Genomic DNA, 20,342 nt, shown 5'->3' with positions numbered 1-20,342 from the left:
TGTAGAAGCTTGGCGTGTCGGCCTTCTGTTCGCATCGCGGCATCATCGTGGCACCGCCAGCTTTGGCACTGTCCCGACCTTTGCCTGCGCATCCCTGATCGGCAACCAAGGCAACGAAAAAGCCTTGCGGTTTGCCGTCGCACTGCCGCTCGCGTCCTCTGACTTCGCCCCTGTGCGCCAACAGCACCCCCATCATGAGGGTACAGCATCGCGGCCGTCGGGATCTTGGACATCGCGCATCCTGCGCTGCCCGTCGGAGGCCTCGTCGGCAGTTCTGCGCTACCGGGCGAGCGGGAAGCGATACCCAAGTAGCCGCAGTACGTTCAGCGTCACTACCACCGTAGATCAGCTCAGGAGCAGGCCCGGCTGTGATGGCCCACTAAAATTCCAGCCGAACCATTCCATGGAGCTGGCCAGTTTTTGTCAGTGCTTCTTGGCGCCGGTCGCCGAGCCGCCCGAGGGAATTCCTAGGGGCCTGCGCCGCTCTCGCACCCAGCGGGCCGAATCCTGCGAGGTTGCGAAAGGGCGCAAGGACTTGCCTGCTGAGCCTTGCAAGGATGACGTCCGCCAAGACCGCAGGCGCGGCATTTGCGTCACCGAGTGACATCGCGTCCAGCCTTTCACGGCAGGCCCCGTCGGCGTCGGGCCAACGTACTGGACGGACGGACCGTCCTCAGCTGGTGGCCGTCATCGGGCGAGCAAGCGGCGCCCGGGCGTCGAAGCGGACGCCCGGCGCCGATCACCAAAGGGTATGCTGCGAACCTTGCACCTGCCTGGGCGCCCGGCACGTTGCCGAGCGGCGTGGCGCCTGTCGCACGTCTAGGAACCACGGCTCCGCTCGCGACCGGCGCCTGTCAGGGCATCTGAAGTGGCCGCTCGGGCCGGGCCGTGATGGGCGGCGCCTTGTGCCGCGACCGCCTACGGGCCGGTGAGCGCTAGGTCCACGGCGGCTTCAGCATGGATGACGGTGGTGTCGTAAAGCGGCACCGGGCTGTCCTCAGGCCGGACGAGCAGCATGATCTCCGTGCAGCCCAGGATGACCGCCTCGGCGCCGCGCTCGACCAAGCGGGCAATGACCTCGTTGTACGCCTGCCGCGAAGCGGGCTCGACGCGTCCCTGCACCAGCTCGTCGTAGATCACCCGATGGACCAGGGCGCGGTCCTCGTCCCCGGGCACCAGCACCTCCAGCCCATGCCGGTTCCGCAACCGGCCTCGGTAGAACTCCTGCTCCATGGTGAGGGCCGTTCCCAGCAAGCCGATCCGCCGCATCCCAGCTGCCCGGATGCGCTCGGCCGTGGGGTCGGCGATGTGCAGCAGGGGTATGCCAACGGCCGTCTGCACCTCGTCTGCCATGCGGTGCATGGTGTTGGTGCAGATCACCAGGAAATCCGCCCCGCCGCGCTCGAGGCGCTGGGCGGCCTCGACCATCAGGGCCGCGGCGTCGTCCCAGCGCTTGGTGTGCTGCAGGGCCTCGACCTGGGCGGCCCGCGCCGCGCGCGCCAGTCCCAGCGTGACCACGGCGGCCAGCGGCAGGCGGAGCGCGTCCCGCCTGCCAACCGTTCCCGCCAGGGCCTCGCCGCCGCCCATCACATCATCCCCTCGCGTCATCCTCGTCGCTCCTGACCTGCCCGGCGGCGGACAGGGCCGCCGCCGGGTCTCCGCTGCTCAGTGGTGGTGTGCGTGCTCGTCCTGCGCCAGTGCCCCGCCGTGCCCTCGGTGGAGAGGTTGCGCGCGCCGGGCGGCCGGGACGCCCGGCGTCGGCCGCTGGGTGCGCGGCGCAGCGGGCGGCTCCGCGGCAGGGGCGGCTTCGGGCCGCGGCATTTCCATGCCCCCGTGCCCGGCATGGGCGCCGTGGCCGCCGCCGTGCTGCATGCCCTCCATGCCGTGGATCATGGAGGCGTCCACCTGCACCGCGTCCGCGTCACCGGGGAAGGCGGCGATGACCCGCTGCATCAGGGCGATCTCCTGGGTCTGGTCGGTGATGATGTCGACATTCATCAGCCCGAGGAAGCCGTTCCGGGCGTCCGGGTTGGCGTGGTAGGCCCGCGCCATCTCCAGCGCCGCCTGGTGGTGGATCGTCATCCCCTTGGCGAACTGCACGTCGCGCGCGGTGACCGGGGCGCCAGGGTTGGCCAGCGCCGCCGCGGGTCCCGGAATTGGGGAACGCTGGAAGCGTTCCATCTGCCCCATGCCCTCGGTCGCCGATGGCTGAAGCACAAGCCGGGTGAAGCCGAGGTTCAGCACCGTCGGCGACCGGTCGAGGTTGCGCGTGACCTCGTCGAGCAGCCCGATCTCGAAGCTCTGGTTGCGGATGACGGCCACCGCCAGCGCCTTCAGAACCGGGCTGCTCGCCTGCGGGTCGGCCAAGTACTCCTTCGCCATCGTCAGCGCGCCCGCGTGGTGCGGCCGCATCCCGGCGACGTATTCCCGGTCGGCCCTGATCGAGGCCGGGCTGGCGAGTTCGTACCAGGTCGTCGGCACGGGCGCGCCGCCGGGCTGGTAGCCCTCCTCGATGGCGGCGCGGGCCGGGGCGGCGGCGAGCGCCAGACCGGTAGTGGCCGCCAAGAGGGCAAGGCGCAGCGGGAGCCGCCGGGCGGCCCGGTTCGAATTCTTCGTGGTCATCGTCTTGGTCCTGTCATCTGGCCGCGGCCGCGGGCGGTTGGCCTCGGGCGTGCCGCAGTGCCCCGCGCAGGGGCGTCATTCGTGGGGTCGATACCCTGGACGCCGCGGCCGTCGCGCGGCGGCGCTCCCGGGCGGCTTGGCGCCCGGTGGGGCCGCGCGGGGCGGCGGGAGCGCCGGTGGGATCTCGATTCCCACGGACCCGGAGGCCGAGACGCCGCCGCGGACGGCGAGGCCCTCGTGCGGCAGGGGCTGGGGCGGCGGCACGGGCAGGCCGCCCAACAACATGGGGCACTGCGAGGCGATGCAGCAGGCGAGCCCGGGCGCGCCGCCATGGTGGTCACCGGACGGGCGGGCGGGGTGGGGCGGGATCGTGGCGGCCTCGCCATGCGCTGGCGCGCAGTCGTGGGCGGCGTGGTGGCGGCCGTGGTCGGCGGGAGGTGCGGCGGCGAGACCCGGCGCGACCGACAGGGCGAGCATGGCCAGCACGAGTAGGCTCGCCACCACCCTCCGGAACATGCCGACCGCGCCCATGGCCATCGCCTGCCCGCCTCCTCAGCAGTGGGCCGTGGCGGGGGACTTGGCGGAGCCCGCGCTGCGGTTGGCGGGAGCGGTCCGGGGTTTCGCCCCGTCGCCCTCCAGGTCACGGAGGATCGGGCACTCGGGCCGGTGGTCGCCGTGGCAGGCGTCCGCCAGCTCCTGGAGGGTGTCCCGCATCGCGCTCAGCTCCAGGATCTTGGCCTCGAGCTCGGCGACGTGCTCGGTTGCGACCCGCTTCACGTCGGCGCTCGACCGCCCGCGATCGTGCCAGAGGCCGACCAGCAGCTTGATGCGCTCGATGGAGAGCCCGAGGTCGCGCGCCCGCCGGATGAAGCGTAGCGTCTGCACGTCGCTATCCGTGTAGACGCGGTAGCCCGCCTCGGTGCGGACCGCCTTCGGAATGAGCCCGATGCTCTCGTAGTAGCGGAGCATCTTGGCCGACACGCCCGAGGCCGCCGACGCCTGCCCGATGTTCATGCTGGCCTCCGATCCGAACCGCCCCGGGGGCGGCTTCACACCTAAGGTGGGGTTTCCCACTGTGGGAAGGTCAAGGCCGATATGGGGCTGCGGGCACCTCCGATGGAGCCCTTGACCCTCCCATCGTGGGAAGCACCACGTTGCGCCCATCGTCGGAACCGGCCGGCGCCGAAGCGGACCATCGCGGAGACGGCAGCATGAGCGGTCATCACCCAGGCCATGGACACGAGCACCACCAGGGCCACCACCACGGTCCTGGCTGCACTCACCATCACGGCCTCGGGGACCATGGCCACGGCGACGCGGCGGTGGCCGACGCGGCCCTGGTCACCGACCCGGTCTGCGGCATGAAGGTGGACCCGGTGACCTCGAAGCACCGGGCGGAGCACCACTGACAGACCTTCCACTTCTGCTCGGCGGGGTGCCGGGGGAAGTTCGAGGCGGACCCGGACAAGTACCTGAAGCCGGAGAAAGGGGCCGCGCCGACCGCGGCGCAGAAGGCCGCCGTCTACACCTGCCCGATGCACCCGGAGATCCGGCAGCAGGGGCCGGGCAATTGCCCCATCTGCGGCATGGCGCTGGAGCCTATCGAGGTCACCGCCGAGGCCGCCCCGAACCACGAACTCATGGACATGACGCGGCGGTTTTGGGTCGGGCTCGTGCTGACCCTGCCGGTCGTCGTCCTGGAAATGGGCGGCCACATCCCCGGCCTTGGCCTGCATCACCTCGTCTCGCCCGCGGCCTCGACCTGGATCCAGTTTCTGCTGGCGACGCCGGTCGTGCTCTGGGCCGGGTGGCTTTTCTTCGTCCGCGGCTGGCAGTCGGTGGTGAACCGCAGCCTCAACATGTTCAGCTTGGTCGGCCTCGGGACCGGCGCCGCCTACCTCTACAGCGTGGTCGCCACCCTCGCGCCCGGCGCCTTCCCCACGGGCTTCCGCGGCATGGACGGCGTCGTTCCCGTCTACTTCGAGGCGGCCGCGGTCATCACCGTGCTCGTCCTGCTCGGCCAGGTGCTGGAGCTGCGGGCGCGCGAGGCCACCGGCGGCGCCATCCGCGCCCTGCTGAACATGGCGCCCAAGACGGCGCGCCGCATTCGGCAGGACGGCTCCGACGAGGAGATCCCGCTGGCGGACGTCCAGGTCGGCGACCGGCTGCGCGTGCGGCCGGGCGAGAGCGTGCCGGTGGACGGCGAGGTGCTGGAGGGCGGCGGCGCCGTGGACGAGTCCATGGTGACCGGCGAATCCTTGCCCGTGGAGAAGGTGCCCGGCTCCAAGGTCATCGGCGCCACGGTGAACGGCACTGGCTCGCTGGTCATGCGCGCCGACAAGGTGGGCTCGGACACCATGCTCGCGCGCATCGTGGCCATGGTGGCCGAGGCGCAGCGCAGCCGGGCGCCGATCCAGCGCATGGCCGACACTGTGTCCGGCTACTTCGTCCCGGCGGTGATCGCCGTCGCGGCGCTGGCCTTCGTCGCCTGGGCGGTCTGGGGGCCGAGCCCCGCGCTCTCCTACGCCCTGGTCGCGGCGGTCTCGGTGGTCATCATCGCCTGTCCCTGCGCGCTCGGCTTGGCCACGCCGATGTCGATAATGGTCGGTGTCGGCAAGGGCGCCTCCGCGGGCGTGCTCATCAAGTCGGCCGAGGCGCTGGAGCACATGGAGCGTGTTGACACGCTCGTCGTGGACAAGACGGGCACGCTGACCGAGGGCAAGCCCAAGGTGGTGGCCGTGGTCCCAGCTCCTGGCCTGACCGAGGCCGAGATGCTGCCCCTGGCGGCGAGCCTGGAGCGGTCGAGCGAGCACCCGCTGGCGGCCGCCATCGTCGCCGCGGCCAGGGAGCGCGGCGTCCCTTTCGGGGAGCCCGCCGACTTCGCCTCCGTCACCGGCAAGGGCGTGACCGGCACCGTGGACGGGCGCCGGGTCGCGCTGGGCAACGCGCGGCTGATGCAGGAGCTCGGGGTGGAACTGGGCGAGCTGGCGGCCAGGGCCGACGAGCTGCGGCGTGAGGGCGGCACGGCGCTTTTCCTGTCCGTTGACGGCAGGCCGGGCGGCGTCATCGCGGTTGCGGATCCGGTGAAGCAGTCCACGCCCGCCGCGCTGGCGAGCCTGCGCGCCGAGGGCATCCACATCGTCATGCTGACCGGCGACAACCGGACGACGGCGGAGGCGGTCGCGCGGAAGCTCGGCATGGACGAGTTCCAGGGCGACGTGCTGCCCAAGGACAAGCACCGCATTGTCCGGGAGCTCCGGGCGAAGGGGAAGGTCGTCGCCATGGCGGGGGACGGCGTCAACGATGCTCCCGCCCTGGCCGAGGCCGACGTCGGCATCGCCATGGGCACAGGCACAGGCACCGACGTCGCCATGCAGAGCGCGGGGGTGACGCTGGTCAAGGGCGACCTCGCGGGCATCGCGCGGGCGCGGACGCTATCGCGCGCGGTGATGCGGAATATCCGACAGAACCTGTTCTTCGCGTTCATCTACAACGCGGCCGGAATTCCGCTGGCGGCGGGCGTGCTGTACCCGTTCCTCGGCATCATGCTCAGCCCGATCGTCGCCGCGCTGGCCATGGCGCTGAGTTCGACATCCGTCATCGCCAACTCGCTGCGGCTGCGGGCGGTTCGCCTGTAGGTGCCGTTTCCAATGAAAGGGGGGAGCGGTCACTGGGCCGCTCCCCCTTTTGTTAGCGCCTCTGCTGCATTCCGCCGCTGGACCCGCTTCCTGGCTGCTGGGACATCTGATTGCAGTGCGCCATCATCGCCTGCATGTCGGCGCTCATGGCGGCACCGGGCCGGGACTGCTGACGCATCTCAGCGCAGTGGACCATCATCTGCTGCATGTTCATGCCGGACATGCTTTGGCCCTGGTGGGCGCCCATTCCCGACATGCTGTGACCTTGCATGCCCGCTCCGCCCTGCATGCCCGCCGTGCCCTGAGCGCCCATCCCCGACATGCCGCCGGTCTGCTGAGCGGGCGGGGGGCTGGATTGCTGGGCGCAGGCCGCGAGGCCAAGACCCAGCGCGAGCGCGAGGCCGGTGATGCGAAGCGTTCTGACTTTGGTCATCCTGGTGCGTCTCCTTAATTACCGTGTGCGCCGTCGCCGGTTGGCCGCGGCGCAAGCAGGCACCGACAGCCCGCCTTGGTGCGGAAAACGCAACCGTATCCGGGAAGATGCCGCGTGCCTCCGTCTTGGGCGCCGATCCCGTGTGACAAAGTATGAAAGCGGCGCCTGACCCTCCTGCGGGGGGCAGTCCCTATTTTTGTGGGCGCTCCGCCGTGGACCGGGAGGCGGCGATGACGGATGCTGCACGACTCAGAAAGGAGGTACTGGCCGCACGCAGCGGATCCTGCGGGAGCGGCTTGGTGACGCGGCCGGGCACCTGCTTCGCGTCCCGGAGACGCTTTGTGGTGAGGCCCTGCCGCGATCACCCCCTGGCGGCCGCCTACCTGATCGCCGCCGAGGCGCTCGCCCGCTGTACCGACGCGATCCTACCCGCTTTCCGGAAACGGATCACGGCGGCTCCCGTCATGCGGGCGACGGTCTAGCGCTGCCCGGACCTGCTCGCAGAGGGAGGTCCGGCCACACCAGCCCGAGAGCAGAGCCTGTTGCTGGCTGGCACCGCTTGGCCAGAGGCCTTCATGGCGAAGTCCTGAGCGTGTCCCTCGCCAGTGCTCCCGAGGCTTCCGTCAACGCTTACCGCCTCCGTTTGGCTAGTAGGCCAAAGATCCAGCCCACAGTCCCGGCGGTGGACAGGGACGCTATGGGCCGCTGCCTGACGGCTTCGATCGTCCTGGCGAGCAGCGCAGTTGCTGTTGTCGACTTACCCACCCGAAGGATGCCCCAAAGCCCTTGGGGCACGGCCCACTTCAGTATGCCACTCCTGTAGGCATAATCGGCGGCGCCGTGGACCTTGAACTCGAAGATCCTCGCGGTTCCGGTGGTGATGGCTGCCTCCGACGCCACGAACGGTCCCTTCTTCTGGCCTAGGAAGCGGTACTCCGGCCACGTCACCCCATGCACGGTGAAGCTCTGGTTCCGTGGCTTGTCGGTCGCGCCGATGAGATGGAGCCTGACGGTGCTCCGCTCCGGAACTCGGAAGACAGGGGTCGCAGGGTTCGGATTCGAAAGCCAGCCTTCGGTCTTGCCTTGCAGGATGCGTTGTATGTCGGGTCCGACCGGCTCGGAGCGGTAGTTGAAGCCCTTCTGTCCCTGGTCCTCATGGTCAGGCGCGTCCTCGCCGGGGCCTGGGGGCTCGTCCGCGATGGGCATATGGATGTTGCCGCGCAGATAATGCCGGAGGCCATCCTGGAGCAGCAGCACAACCTCTTCGATGCGCTCCTTCCCATGTTCGCCGTTGACGACCAGCGTAGCGCGCGGGCCATCCCAGGCTTCCTGCTTGCCGTTGGCCGTCTGCTGCCCGGACCTCACCCAAAGCGGGGTGGCGTCTTTCGGCTCGACGATCAGTGCGCCGATGAGACCGTGGTGCCGGTGGTTGCGGAAGTCCGCCATGTCCTGAAGGAGCAGCGGGCCCAGCGGCTCACCGCCGTTGGGATTGGGATTCTCCTTCGACGGCGGCGGCCGGTCAGTATGCCATTCGTAGACCACCGCTGGTCCGCCCGGGACCGCGCTCTGCGGGGAGACGTCGGCGTTGCGCCCCACGTTCGCGCCATCGGATCTCGTCACGTCATATCGAAGAAGGTCCGCGTGCATCGACACCTGCGAGGAAACCGGGCGCTCTGGCCGGTTCGAGAAGGGGTTGCGCTCCTCGACGGGCACTCGTGGCGCGAAGGGCTCTGGCCTCAGCTTGGTGCCCGGCGGAAGGCCGTTCGTCAGGCGCACCCTCACCGTCTCGCCTTCGCGGCACCGGAGCACCAGCGGCACCGCGGGGTTCTCGGAGCGAGGCTGGCGAACGGGTATCTCGATGCCGTCCGGATCGATAATTCTCTCCAACTGGTAAACGAGGCCGAAAGGGTCGACGAGATCCGGGTCTCGGTAAACGATCCTTCTCCTTTCCGCCCGGACGCGGAACTCCCGGACCAGGACGGATTTCGGTGGAGCGGCTGATGGCGGGTTGCCAAGCTTCCTAAGTCCACCGGTTTCCTCCTCCCCATCGGTGGCGCGGTAGGCCCGGATCAGGCCCCAGCATCCCAGCCAAAGGTCGTCGGAGCTAGACAGCTTGTAGAGGTAGTCGCCGGGCTCGTAGGGCTCGTTCTGGATGAAGGTGAACGCCTCGGCCAGGCCGAAAGTCTGCTGGTTGCGGATGGCGGAATCCGGGTTCACGCGGAACCGCTGCCACCTCATGCCGTGGATCTGAAAGCTGTGCTGCTCCTCATGCGACCCCTGAACGAGGCGGAGCCAGATGGGATCGCCAGCGAAGGTGTCGAAGCGCACCGTATAGGGGTCGCGGTTGTACGGCTCCCTCGAACTGAACCACAGGGCTGGGTCAACCATTTCAGAGGGCGGCGGTGCTGTCCGGAGGCGTTCGTGGATAGGGTCGCTGCGGTAGTTCAAACCCATGACGCCCTGGTCGCCATGGCCGCCGGGGTGTTTCGGAGGGTTCAGAGGTTCGCCGTCACGGTCCCACATTGGGATGAAGTCGCCGATGCCGATGCAGAACTCGCGGAACCACTCCGGCGCGCGGCCCGGCACCCTGACGCGCGCCTGCATGCCGCTGACAATCGCCCTGTCTTCGGCTGGGTGGTAGAACTCCGCCCCGGGGGGCTCGACGATCAAGGCGCCGAACAGGCCGTGCTTCTGGCGGTAGTTGGCGAAGAGATGGTCATGGAAGAAGATCGTGCCGAACTCCTGATCCAGCCACCAGCGGTAAATCATCTTCTTCCCGGCAACCGGGCCACTGAGGTAGTTCCAGCCGACACTGGCCCCGTCGGCGCAGATCGGGTCGAACTTCACCATGTGGACATGCAGCGCGCACTCCCCCTGCCAGGGCCGTGCCTCGCACGGTGGAAACGCGTGGTCAAACTCGGTGCCCGGGATGTTGAGTTGCAGGTCGTTCCGAAGCGTCAGGTTCAGGATCTGGCCGTGCTGCGCGCGGAAAAACAGCGGCTGTTTGACGTCGCCCTCGGCTGGTTCGCGGTCAGCGGTCCGGTAGAACAGATGGCCATGCTTATCGTGCCACCCGTGCCCGTTGTAGGGGATCGGCGTCCGCGTCACCGCGATTTCGTGCGGCACCTCACGGTCGCCGTTCCCGCTGTACTTCGAAGGGACGTCCTCTGGCCACTCTAGGTTCTGTCCATCGCTGAATGGTCGCCGCGTGAACATCTCACCCGGCACGGGCCTGCCATTAAACGCTCGCCACTCAAGCGCCGTCGGCTCCGCGCGGTAGTCATAGTCCTCTGGAAGCTCCTCGTTCTCGAGCGGCCACGGAGGGATCGGCGACTTCTGGCGGATCCTGCCTGGAATGTAGAGGGGATAGCCTGGATGTTCCGGTGTGGGCGCAGGAGGCACTCGACCCGGTAGCGGCCACAGCCGCTCGATGGGAGTGCCGTCGGGATAGTGGTCGAGCCTCCTCCCTTCGTAGACGGGATCCAGGTCGGTAATCAGCGGGCTCTTGACGTTCTTATCTGCCCCTTTCTGCAAAGTCTCGAAGGTGCGGAACATGCCCCACATGCCTTCGTGGAAGTGAGGGTAGAGGTGGCAATGCCAGATCACGTCCCCCGCAACCTGCTGCCGACTGCCTGCCCCCCACGCGGGTTCGATGGTGTGCGCTGTCTGGGGACTGACGGAGATCGCGTCAATGCGTGGGGATGCCTTGTCGTCGGGGACCGCGTGCCACTCGTAGAGATGGAGATGGAAGACGTGCGTCTCCTTCACGCCAGCGTGGACGAAGCGGATGCGCACCGGATCGCCGATGTAAGCCTTCAGGATTGGTGTCGCGGGGTCGCCAAACAGCCAACTGCTGTGATGCTGCTCCTCGTTGAGCACCGGACGATCCAGAATGTGGTGCTCCTCCTGCACCCAGTGCCAAAGTGTCCGCTCGCGGTTCACCATCGGCTCGGCGCGGTAGGACACGGGCATGATGGGCGGATGGTCGTCGCCCGCGCCGTGACCACCGTGCCCGCCTCCACCACCTGCGCCCGGTTTCTCGGCCAGGCACGGATCCCGCCCGAGTATTTCATGCGGCGGGAGGAACTCGGGCTCGTCGTGGAAGAAGATCACGAACTCGCGGTGGTCCTCCTTGTCGAACTCGTGCTCCTCCTTTGGGTCTCCCCATTTATGGCCGGGTAGCGTGCTGTCGGAGACCGGGAAGACTTTCGATGGTTCCTGGCCGTTCGGGAGGACGTCGAGGTAAAGCCCGTCCATCTGACCTTCGGTCGAGGTGCGACCGGTCACGGGATCGCGCCAGATAGCATGCTCGGGCTCGACAATCAGGGCGCCAAACAAGCCGTGGACGTTGGTTCCGTCCTCGCCACCGGAGTAGCTGCCGCCATCATGGAACGGGAATACACCCTCGTTGTGGCAGGTCCATCTGTAATGGCGATGGCCGCCGGGCGCCGCGAGGGAGTGACCGTTTGCACCGACTTCGGACCCGTCGCTCGACTTCACGTCGTAGCCGCCACCAACCAGATGCAGTCCGACCCAGCGGCCTTGGACCTCGTTGCGTAGCCTGATGGAAAGCGTCCGGCCCCTGTTGACCCGAAGGACGAGGGGACGGACGAGCGGATGCGGAAGCTTTGCCTTCTCCTGCGTGGTCGGAAACGGCATGCGCAGTCGGGTTGCGATATCTCTTGCCGCGAGTTCGTGCTCTTGCGCGTCCGTGCCATCCGCCAGCGCGCGGATGTACTTGAGGAGGGGGAGGTTGACATCGAGGGCATAGATTAAGCCGTTGTGGTCATGATCGCCCTCTCGGTTGAAGTAGATCGGCATCTGAAGGGCGGTGACGTGATACTCCGCTGAGCCTGCGAAGGCATGAACGTCACTCACATCCCCGACTTTCTGAGCCATCATTTCCTCCCGACCAGACGGTGGAATTCCATGTGCGCGAATTGCCGAGCCCGTTGCTCAGCAAAGCCATGGTTCGGCTTGTTCGTTGGTGACTTTGCTGTCTTTACCGGCTTGCGCGCTTCAAGTAGTCACGAAACCCTTGGCAGGCGAAGCGTCCCTTTTGTTGTTCAGCATGTGAAGTTGGAGGGCTGGGTTTACGCAAGACCAAAGTGGCCCGTCCTAATGCTCCATGACGTGGTGGTGACACCCTGGGACTTGCTTCTTGTGAACGTGACAGAGGTGAGCCGCAGCAGCAGCGTGCGTTCACCCCGAGTTGCGGCTCAAGCGGCAGCGCCGCGTTACCGATCTACGTGTCTGCGTCCGACGCTGGCGCCGGTCAGGTGGAGGACAGCCGTGCACCCGGTGCAGAGTGGCTTGCTCGAGTTGAACGGGCGATGTCGGTTGGGGGGCGGCGGCCCCGACCGGAACCCTGCCGAGGCGAACCTGATGGCCTCCAGCCGAGGAGCGGATGCTGGTCAAGCGGCTCCCAGTCGAGAGATCCAGTCGGCCGCACCGCGCCGTGCCGAACCGAAAGTCGGCGAGGACGTTTCGCCTATAAGTCCGCCCGGCTGGAGCCAGCCGCGAAGCGGGCCGGAGAAACGCCGCCATGTCGGGCCTCAGGTCTACCGCAGCACTCGCCGGGGCGCTCGCCCTCGGCGCCTGCGCCGTCGCGCCGCCGACGGGTCCCAACGTCTGGATGGTTCCAGCGGAGGGAAAGAACCTTGCTCAGTTCCAGCAAGAGGACGCCGCCTGCCGCGGCCACGCGCAGCAGCAGATCGGCGGCGGCTCGCCCCAGCAGGCGGCGAACCAGAGCGCGGTCGGCAGCGCCGCCGTGGGCACGGCGCTCGGCGCCGGTGCGGGTGCCCTGCTCGGGGCGGCGGGCGGCAATGCCGGAGCAGGGGCCGCGCTCGGCGCCGGAGGCGGCCTGCTGGCGGGTTCGGCCGTCGGCGCCGGGAACGCGCAGGCGTCGGTGGGCAACCTGCAGCAGCGGTACGACACGGCGTACGTGCAGTGCATGACCGCGAGCGGCAACAAGATGCCGACGATCGCGGCGGGCACGCCCTACCTCTATGCCCCGAACACCTACTACGGCGCCCCAGCCTACTGGGGTGCCCCGTCCTACGCTCCTTACTGGGGCGGCCCCGCCGCGTCGTTCGGCTTCTTCGGCGGCGGCTGGGGCCATCGCCACCACCATCACTTTGGCCACCGTCATCACTTCGGTGGCCACTACCACTTCGGCGGCCGCCATGGCGGCGGTGGCCGCCGTCACTAGGGCTGCGGATGGAATCGCCGACCTGCCCATGGCGCCCCAACCGCGAGGTGGATGGGCGACGCCCAGGGTGCCGCCTGCATGGTCGGCAGGGTCATAAACGCCCGCGCCTGTCATCCTTCATCCATCCAAGACGCGACTGGCGGCACCGTGGCGCGGCAGCAGCCCCGGCCTTCGGCCTGCACGGGCGGGCACGGGACCGAGCCGTAGGAACAGAACACGCAGCAGTCCCCGGAGCTTCGGCCGGAGCAGCGCCCCGCACCCGGTGCAGTCGTAGAAAAACTGGTAGGCGTCGGTCGGCATGGTCTCAGTCTTGGCGGTGCCGCAGACCGGTCAGGTGATGGTCGATTCCAAGATCATCGGTCATCCTTGAAGCGGAACCGGTGCCCGAGCAGGCGCAGGGCGTTGATCGTCACCAGCACCGTGGCGCCCGTGTCGGCGAGGACGGCGGGCCACAGACCGGTGACGCCGATGACCGTCGTCACCAGGAAGACCGCCTTCAGGCCGAGTGCGATGGCTACGTTCTGGTGGATATTCGCCAGCGTCGCGCGCGAAAGCCCGACCAGGGCGGCGACGTCCATGACGCGGCTGTTCAGCAGCGCGGCGTCGGCGGTCTCGAGCGCCACGTCGGTCCCGCCACCCATGGCAATGCCGACCGACGCGGCGGCCAGCGCGGGGGCGTCGTTGATGCCGTCGCCGACCATGGCCACCGGCGCCCTCTCCTTCAGGGCGGCGATCTCGCGCAGCTTGTCCTCGGGCAGCAGGCCAGCCTGCACCTCGAGCCCGAGCGCCGAGGCGATGGCCCCGCCCGTGCGCGGGTTGTCGCCGGTCAGCATGACCGCCCGGACTCCGAGGCCACGCAGCGCGAGGACGCCTGCGGCGGCGTCCGCCCGCGGCTCGTCGCGGACGGCGATCAGGCCCATGGGGCTGTCGTCCACGGAGACGACGACCACCGTCTTTCCTTGACCCTCCCACTCCGCGACCGCCTGCTCCGCGTCGGCTGGTAGCGGCGCCTCTGCAGCCGCATGAGAAGGCGAGCCGACGCTGACCCGCTTGCCGATGACGACCGCCTCGACGGCCTTGCCGGGGATGGCGCGCGAGTCCTTGGCGGGGCGCAGCGGGATGCCGTCCGCCGCCGCCCTCTCGAGGATGGCGCGGCCGAGCGGATGGCTGGACCCGTTCTCTACGGCGGCGGCAAGGCCGAGCAGGGTGCGCTCGGAGCCGGACAGGGCAAGGACATCTGTCACGCGTGGGCGCCCCTCGGTCAGGGTGCCGGTCTTGTCGAAGGCGACGGTGCGGACGCGGCCGATGGTCTCCAGGGTGCCGCCGCCTTTGACCAGCAGACCGCGGCGGGTGCCAACCGCGAGGCCGGAGGCGATGGCCGCAGGCGTCGAGAGGACGAGGGCGCAGGGGCATGCCACCAGCAGCAGCGCCAGCCCACGGTAGACCCAGGTGTCCCAGTCCGCGCCGAGGAGGAGCGGCGGCGCCACGGCGACCAGGGCCGCGACAGCGACCGCGATGGGCGTGTAGATGGCCGAGAACCGCTCGATGAACCGGGCGGTGGGCGCCTTGGCCTCCTGCGCCTCCTCCACGAGCTGGATGATGCGGGCGATGGTGTTGTCCGAGGCAGGCTTCGTCACCCGAACTTGGAGCACACCCGAGGCGTTGACGCTGCCCGCGAAGACCGGGGCGCCCTCGGCCTTGGGCACCGGGACGGACTCGCCGGTGACGGGGCTCTCGTCCACCTCGGACTCGCCCTCGACCACCTCGCCATCCGCTGAGACCCGGTCGCCCGGGCGGACCAGGACGAGATCGCCGACCTTGAGGCTGGCAGCGGGCACCTCGCGCGCCGTGCCTGCTTCGACCAGTAGCGCGGTCCTCGGCACCAGGGCGCCCAGGGCCTCAATGCCCGCCCGCGCCCGACCGGCGGCGATGCCCTCAAGCAACTCGCCGATGGTGAACAGGAAGACCACGACCGCCGCCTCGGATGTCGCGCCGATCGCGATGGCACCGACCGTGGCGATCGACATCAGCATCTCGATGCTGAAGGGCGAACCAGCGCGCGCCGCGGCGACGGCCTTGCGGCCGAAGAACGCGAGGCCGAGCAGCGCGGCGGGCAAGTAGGCCCAGTGGACCAGGGCGGGCACGGCGAGGGAGACGGCGAACCCGGCCGCGGTCAGCCCGCCGAGGATGACGGCGAGCTGGGCCTTGGCGCCCTTCCACCAGGGTATGCGGGCAGAACCGCGGGCTTCGGGTTTGGCGGCCGGGCCGGGCTCACCGGCGACTATCCGCGGGGCTTCCACAGGGGCGATGCCGTAGCCGAGCCTACGGACCTGCTCCTCGACGCCCGCCCGGGGCGTGGCGGCCTCGTCCAGGCGGAAGGCCAGGATCTGGGTGCCGTAGTTGACCCGGATATCCTCGGTGCCCGCCACCCGGCCGACGGCCGTCTCGATCTTCGCGGCGCAGCTCGGGCAATCCATGCCCTCGAGCCGGTATCTCAAAACCGCCCGGGAGCTCTCGCCCGCTTCAGCCAGTCCTCCGTCAGCCATGACTACCCATCCCGTCCGTGGATCGCCGCCAGCTTGCACCAGGGGTACACGGCACCCCATGGACCCTATGGTCGCTACAGGGTCAAGCGCACGCCATTCGAAACCTCACTCAGCATCGGCGACAGGCCGAAGGCAATCGACACCAAGACTGGCGAAGCATACAGGCCGCCACAACGAGCACGTGGATGCTCAAGTCGTATGTGGGAGATCGTGCATGGTGTACCCGCTGCCCGGCAAAGACCGGGCAGCGGCTCGCCTTCAATCAGCGAAGGGCCATGGGCCTGAGAGCCGTGCCCGCCACGGTGCCGCGTATCGCATTGGTCGTAGCCACGTAGGCAAACTCATAGACTTTGTCGGCCGCAAGCCTCTCCGAGTTGTGGTATTCGCCAATATGAATGCCCTGCTGCACGAGCAGATAGACGTGCACCGGGTTGAAGCTGCCGCCCACCGCCGCGCTGTCCTGCGGCCTCGGTGGGAGCACCTCGAGCCCGGAAGTATCGGACGCGATCATCAGCGCGCCCTTCTGCTCGACCAACCACCTCGCAGCGGCCATGCCGATACCAGCAGTATCGGGGCCGCTGATCTTGGCGTGGTCGCTGCCGTTCTCACCCCAGTAACGGGCCGTCCCGGTCCTGATGAGCACCACCGTGCCAGGAGTCACGTCGACGTTCTGCGCCCGCAGCGCCGCCTCGAGATCAGCCACGGTAATCTCGTAGCCGCTCGGAAGCGCCTCCAGCCCCTTCTGCCCGGCGACGTCGATCATGACACCACGAGCGACGATGGGTGGGATGGTAGTGACATCAGCCTTACGGACGCCGAAGTTGCCGCCCCAGTCGCTCTCCCGGAACCCATTGTACCAATGATTGTCTTCACCATGGGTGATGTGCGCCAAGCCGTCGATCTGCGTCGCCACATTGTCGCTGATGAACATGGCGCTGCTGTGCCAGCGCGTACTGCCCGTGTTGCCGCCTGCGGGCGTGGTAAATGGCAGATCTTGCTGCCGTGCCACGCCTTCCGGTGTGCGGAAGCTGATGATTTCGCCGGGGTTGTGGCCCGCCCAGCGGTAGGAGTTGCGGTCGTAGGGCAGGCCGAGGTCGTAGACCTTCCCCTGGCTGGCGAGACGCAACGCGGCAGCGCGCGACTGATCGGTCATCTCGTTCAGGGCGCCTACCTCGTCCTCGGCTCCCCAGACCCAGCCCCATCCTCTGCCCTGAACCCACTTCTTCATGCCCGCATCCTGGGCAAGCAACGGCGTGGCCGCTGCGGCAAGGGCGATGCCAACTGCTGCCGCAACGAGCGCGCGCTTGATTCCCGTCATTTCGTTCCTCCCAAGCGTTACGAACCCGTAGCCGGATTCGATGCAATGAGACGGTAATGGGGCTTCTCGAGCAAGTTTGGCGAGCGGGGCTGCCTCCCGCTATGCTGTATGACTTCAAACAAGCCACCCACCACTTGCCATCGCCAGGCGCCTGTTGGGGTCGAAATCGGACCAACGAGGCTCGCTGTTGGTTACCCACTTACTGATGCTCGGTAGGTGACTATTCCACCGGATCCTTCCGGTTGCCCTTCGACACGATGAGCATGTCAGCATTCGGCAGGGGACGTTGGAGCTCTCTGGCGACTTCCCAGGGCGCCTCCAACCAGGTGTCCATCTCGTCCGGTGTCGTCAGAAGCACCGGCATGGCCTTCGGATGGATAGCGCCCACTGTCTCGTTCGGGTCGCAGGTCAGGAAGCCGTAGAGCTCGTGCTCGCCTTCGACGGGATCGGCCTTGATGCCACGAACCCCGATCCAGGTGGTCCAGATCCCGGCAAAGGCGAACAATGGACGTTCTTCCGATAGCCCGAACCAGACCGGCGTCTTCTTCGGCCTTGTGTCCTCCCACTCGCTGAAGGAGGTGACCGGCACCAGGCAGCGGTGCGCCGGACTAAGCCAGCGGCGCCAGTGCGGATTGCGGGTGTTGCGGATGTTGGTCACAGGATGTCCGCCATACTGCTCCGGGTCTGGCATGCCCCAGCGCATCAAAGTGAGCTCACGCTCGCCATCCTCGGCCTGCCGCACCACCGGAGCCATGCTGTTGGAATAGATGGCGGACAGCGGCGGTAGGTTGCCGGTGCGGTCGCTCGTGGCCCGGGTAAGCCCAATGATCGCGCACTGGTTGCTGGTCATGCTGTAGAGGTTGCATATCGCCCGTACCTCAGGTTCGCTTTTTCTTTCGAGTCTTGGGCGTTCCGCCGGTCATCGATGCCATCCAGAACCCGGTCACCTGTTGGGCACCCTCGCACATAGCCGCCGATTGTTGTCGCTTGGGTTGGGCAGTCATGAGACCGCGGGCGGCTCCAGCCCATGCATTCGCACCGCTTAGCATCATGCTCAGCAACGGGTTCTTCTTCGTCCACGGATTCGCCATGCTACCCTCCTGACCGGCCGAGGACGCGGGTCCAAAGCCTCGCAGTTAACTAAGCAGAGAGGCCGGTTCCGGGTTGCCGCATACGTTTTCTGCCATGCCGGGCCTCTGTCGAAGGGCAGCACCGCGCCTCGGTCCGTGATCTTTTCGTGCCCGTAGTTCAGATGCGCCGTCTCTGTGCCCTGTCGCACGCAGATCGTCACACCGAGAACGACCGGCGTGCGAGGAATGCTTACGTTGGCTTTAGGGGCAGTTTCGGGGACAGCCTCTGTCCGCGTGGACCGGACGACCTCGCGGACATGCTCTTCACTGGCCACTGTGCTCCACGTATCGAACACGCCCGTGCCAAGCCAGCGGCTCAAGAGCAGATTGTTGTCGAGGACGTCCAGCCTCCAGGAGCGCGTTCGCCGGGTGAGCACGGGCATCAGGCGTTCTGCCACAGCGGGACCGCCAATCTACCGGCGACAGTCCTTCGTAGATCGTCACCGGCATAGGGCGTATGGCCGAATTGCCTCGGTACAAGGTCTCGTGCAGAACGTGCCCTGAGCGAGGCGCATACAAAGCTGGCAAAGCCTCCACACGGGAGAGCGTGCCGGTCCTGCCCATCGCGCTGGAACCAGCCGCCCTAGGCGGCTTTCAGCACACCTGGCGCGCCCGAGTGCCGCCCCTGGAATCAAGGAACGATCCCGCGCCATGCACCGCATCCACATCATCCACGAAAATCCGGCCTGGCTGCCGCCTCTAGCCGAAGCATTCGAGCAGCGCGGGCTGCCCTGGACGGAATGGGACCTCTCCGGCGGCGCCTTCGATCTCGCCGCTGCACCACCTGAGGGGGTCTTCTACAACCGTATGAGCGCCTCTTCGCACACGCGGGGGCATCGCTACGCCGCCGAGCTCACGGCTGGGGTCCTTGCTTGGCTCACGCGCCACGGCAGGCGGGTGGTGAACGGCCCCCGCGCCCTCGACCTGGAGATCAGCAAGGTGCGGCAGTACGCGGCGCTCGAAGCCGCCGGTGTCACAGTGCCGCGCACCGTACTGGTGCTCGGTGGACCCGAACGCATCCTCGCCGCGGCCCGCGAGCACTTTTTCGGTGAGCCGCTGATTCTGAAACCCAATCGCGGCGGGAAGGGGCTCGGCGTGCGATTGTTCCCAGGGCTGGACGCGCTGGAGGTCTACCTACACGCTCTCCCAGATGACGAGCATCCTGCCGATGGGCCGTGGCTATTGCAGGAGTATGTGCGGGCCGAGCGGCCGGTCATCACGCGGGCGGAATTCGTCGGCAGCCGCTTCCTCTATGCCGTCGAGGTAGACACCTCGGCAGGCTTCGAGCTGTGCCCGGCTGAGGTCTGTGCCGTGGACACCGGACCGAGCCCAGCGGTGGCTCCGGCTCCTCGTTTCCGCATGCTTGAGGACGGCGTCGATGCCGGGCTGCGTCGTAGGCTGGAAGCATTCCTCGCTGCCAATGGCACCGAGGTGGCTGGAATCGAGTTTATTCGGGGAAGCGAAGGGCGGCAGCTGGTTTACGACGTCAACACCAATACAAATTATAACCCTGAAGCAGAGGCGAAGGCAGGGTTGACCGGCAATGACCGGTCCGGTCCCGGTGCTATTGCAGCCTTCCTCGGTGCAGAACTCGCAGCGGCTGCAAGGCAGGCCGCTTAGGCCATCGTCGAGATGAAACACAGGCGCACCCTTACCAGCGATTGCTGTGCACGGGGAACTGGTACCACGGCGATCCTGGCATTGAGTGTGGCGTCGTCCAAGCTGCTGAAAACACGCCGATGGACACCATCCGGCCGCTCGCGCGCGTCGGCGCCGTCGCTGCCCCGGTCAGTGCGGTGTTGCTGTTCGTCTCCACGCTGCTGCACCCGCTCGGTGTCGACCCGGCCGACGCACCTGCAGCCTTCGCCGAGTAAGCAGCCGACCCCCACTACGTCTGGAGCCACCTCAGTCAACTTGCGGGGTTCACCGGGCTGGCATGACCCTGATCGCCTTTGCGGCCACGCTCGAACTGGGCCGAGCGGCGGCCTGGGGCAGGATCGGGGCGTCGGGCGCGGTGGCCAGCGTGGCGCTCGCCGCGGCGCTGCAGGCCGTGGATGGCGTAGCTCTCAAGGCTACTGTTGACCATTGGGCAGCGGCCGAGGGAGCGGCACGGCCGCTCACCTTCGAGGTGGCGCTCGTCCAAGAATGTAGACTAGGTACGCGCCCCTTAGCGGATGCTGAACCGGACTCGAGTCAGGGGGCAGGGCTGTGAGCCACGGTCTAGCCGACCTCTAGATGTTTGGTCTTAAATTTTGGTGGTGCGTGTCATGGATGAACCTGGGCGGTTCTTCTGCCAGACTAAGCAGATAGCTTCGTAGGGCGAGGCGCCGCGTAGAGTCATCAGCCGTCGGGCGAAGTTGTGGGCGGCGCGCAGAGGCGAAGGTCCACGGTAAGCGGCGTCTACGGACCCTTGCCGCCCTCAGCTGAGGCTGGGGGTGTCTTCG

At 67.8% G+C, this 20,342-nt stretch carries 17 protein-coding genes; 7 read left to right on the top strand and 10 right to left on the bottom strand.

What is annotated here, in order from left to right; genetic code table 11:
* The 3 genes from AC5JJ1_RS22755 to AC5JJ1_RS22745 all read right to left on the bottom strand — a co-directional run.
* Window positions 1–196, bottom strand: a 196-nt coding sequence (locus AC5JJ1_RS22755) for a hypothetical protein (RefSeq protein WP_495787395.1), incomplete at its 3' end; no start/stop codon positions are given.
* Between the two features lie 722 nt (window positions 197–918).
* Entirely contained in the window at window positions 919–1,608 is a 690-nt protein-coding gene (locus tag AC5JJ1_RS22750) for an aspartate/glutamate racemase family protein (RefSeq protein ID WP_495787394.1), read from the bottom strand.
* A gap of 57 nt (window positions 1,609–1,665) precedes the next feature.
* Window positions 1,666–2,622 carry a DUF305 domain-containing protein gene (locus tag AC5JJ1_RS22745; protein WP_495787393.1) on the bottom strand — a complete coding sequence of 319 codons (957 nt, stop codon included), beginning with the start codon at window positions 2,620–2,622 and terminating at the stop codon, window positions 1,666–1,668.
* A 330-nt stretch (window positions 2,623–2,952) separates the two neighbouring features.
* Here AC5JJ1_RS22745 and AC5JJ1_RS22740 point away from each other — a divergent pair, with 330 nt between their 5' ends.
* Entirely contained in the window at window positions 2,953–3,114 is a 162-nt protein-coding gene (locus AC5JJ1_RS22740) for a hypothetical protein (RefSeq protein WP_495787392.1), read from the top strand.
* Window positions 3,115–3,174: 60 nt separating this feature from the next.
* On the opposite strand, the gene cueR is transcribed toward AC5JJ1_RS22740, so the two are convergent.
* A complete protein-coding gene (gene cueR / locus AC5JJ1_RS22735) occupies window positions 3,175–3,636 on the bottom strand; it encodes a Cu(I)-responsive transcriptional regulator (protein WP_495787391.1) in 462 nt (153 codons plus the stop codon).
* 197 nt (window positions 3,637–3,833) lie between these two features.
* Between cueR and AC5JJ1_RS22730 the strand changes: the two genes are divergently transcribed.
* Together AC5JJ1_RS22730 and AC5JJ1_RS22725 are read left to right on the top strand one after the other, a co-directional pair.
* Window positions 3,834–4,031 carry a hypothetical protein gene (locus tag AC5JJ1_RS22730; protein WP_495787390.1) on the top strand — a complete coding sequence of 66 codons (198 nt, stop codon included), beginning with the start codon at window positions 3,834–3,836 and terminating at the stop codon, window positions 4,029–4,031.
* Between the two features lie 63 nt (window positions 4,032–4,094).
* Window positions 4,095–6,260 (top strand): copper-transporting P-type ATPase, encoded by a 2,166-nt coding sequence (locus AC5JJ1_RS22725; RefSeq protein WP_495787397.1) that lies wholly within the window; start codon window positions 4,095–4,097, stop codon window positions 6,258–6,260.
* Between the two features lie 52 nt (window positions 6,261–6,312).
* Here AC5JJ1_RS22725 and AC5JJ1_RS22720 read toward each other — a convergent pair whose 3' ends face one another.
* Both AC5JJ1_RS22720 and AC5JJ1_RS22715 read right to left on the bottom strand, forming a co-directional pair.
* Window positions 6,313–6,693 carry a hypothetical protein gene (locus tag AC5JJ1_RS22720; protein WP_495787389.1) on the bottom strand — a complete coding sequence of 127 codons (381 nt, stop codon included), beginning with the start codon at window positions 6,691–6,693 and terminating at the stop codon, window positions 6,313–6,315.
* 630 nt (window positions 6,694–7,323) lie between these two features.
* Window positions 7,324–11,514, bottom strand: a complete 4,191-nt coding sequence (locus AC5JJ1_RS22715; RefSeq protein WP_495787388.1) for a multicopper oxidase domain-containing protein — start codon at window positions 11,512–11,514, stop codon at window positions 7,324–7,326.
* A 724-nt stretch (window positions 11,515–12,238) separates the two neighbouring features.
* On the opposite strand from AC5JJ1_RS22715, the gene AC5JJ1_RS22710 reads away from it, so the two are divergent.
* Window positions 12,239–12,904, top strand: a complete 666-nt coding sequence (locus tag AC5JJ1_RS22710) for a glycine zipper family protein (RefSeq protein WP_495787387.1) — start codon at window positions 12,239–12,241, stop codon at window positions 12,902–12,904.
* A gap of 117 nt (window positions 12,905–13,021) precedes the next feature.
* On the opposite strand, the gene AC5JJ1_RS22705 is transcribed toward AC5JJ1_RS22710, so the two are convergent.
* The 4 genes from AC5JJ1_RS22705 to AC5JJ1_RS22690 form a co-directional block, all read right to left on the bottom strand.
* Window positions 13,022–13,204 (bottom strand): hypothetical protein, encoded by a 183-nt coding sequence (locus tag AC5JJ1_RS22705; protein WP_495787386.1) that lies wholly within the window; start codon window positions 13,202–13,204, stop codon window positions 13,022–13,024.
* 53 nt (window positions 13,205–13,257) lie between these two features.
* Window positions 13,258–15,450, bottom strand: coding sequence for a heavy metal translocating P-type ATPase (locus tag AC5JJ1_RS22700; RefSeq protein ID WP_495787385.1), 2,193 nt, complete (start codon window positions 15,448–15,450; stop codon window positions 13,258–13,260).
* A gap of 262 nt (window positions 15,451–15,712) precedes the next feature.
* Entirely contained in the window at window positions 15,713–16,768 is a 1,056-nt protein-coding gene (locus tag AC5JJ1_RS22695; protein WP_495787384.1) for a cyclase family protein, read from the bottom strand.
* A gap of 220 nt (window positions 16,769–16,988) precedes the next feature.
* Window positions 16,989–17,636, bottom strand: coding sequence for an SOS response-associated peptidase (locus AC5JJ1_RS22690; RefSeq protein WP_495787396.1), 648 nt, complete (start codon window positions 17,634–17,636; stop codon window positions 16,989–16,991).
* Window positions 17,637–18,549: 913 nt separating this feature from the next.
* Here AC5JJ1_RS22690 and AC5JJ1_RS22685 point away from each other — a divergent pair.
* From AC5JJ1_RS22685 to AC5JJ1_RS22675, 3 genes are all read left to right on the top strand, one after another.
* Window positions 18,550–19,518, top strand: coding sequence for an ATP-grasp domain-containing protein (locus AC5JJ1_RS22685; protein WP_495787383.1), 969 nt, complete (start codon window positions 18,550–18,552; stop codon window positions 19,516–19,518).
* Between the two features lie 119 nt (window positions 19,519–19,637).
* On the top strand, window positions 19,638–19,772 hold the full coding sequence (locus tag AC5JJ1_RS22680) for a hypothetical protein (RefSeq protein ID WP_495787382.1): 135 nt from the start codon (window positions 19,638–19,640) through the stop codon (window positions 19,770–19,772).
* Window positions 19,773–19,834: 62 nt separating this feature from the next.
* Complete coding sequence (locus AC5JJ1_RS22675) at window positions 19,835–20,110, top strand: hypothetical protein (RefSeq protein ID WP_495787381.1); 276 nt, start codon at window positions 19,835–19,837, stop codon at window positions 20,108–20,110.
* Window positions 20,111–20,342 lie beyond the last annotated feature (232 nt).

It is taken from the genome of Belnapia sp. (genome assembly GCF_059504005.1).
The sequence above is the reverse complement of the archived record's forward strand: the minus strand, read 5'-3'. Positions and strand labels throughout refer to the sequence as shown.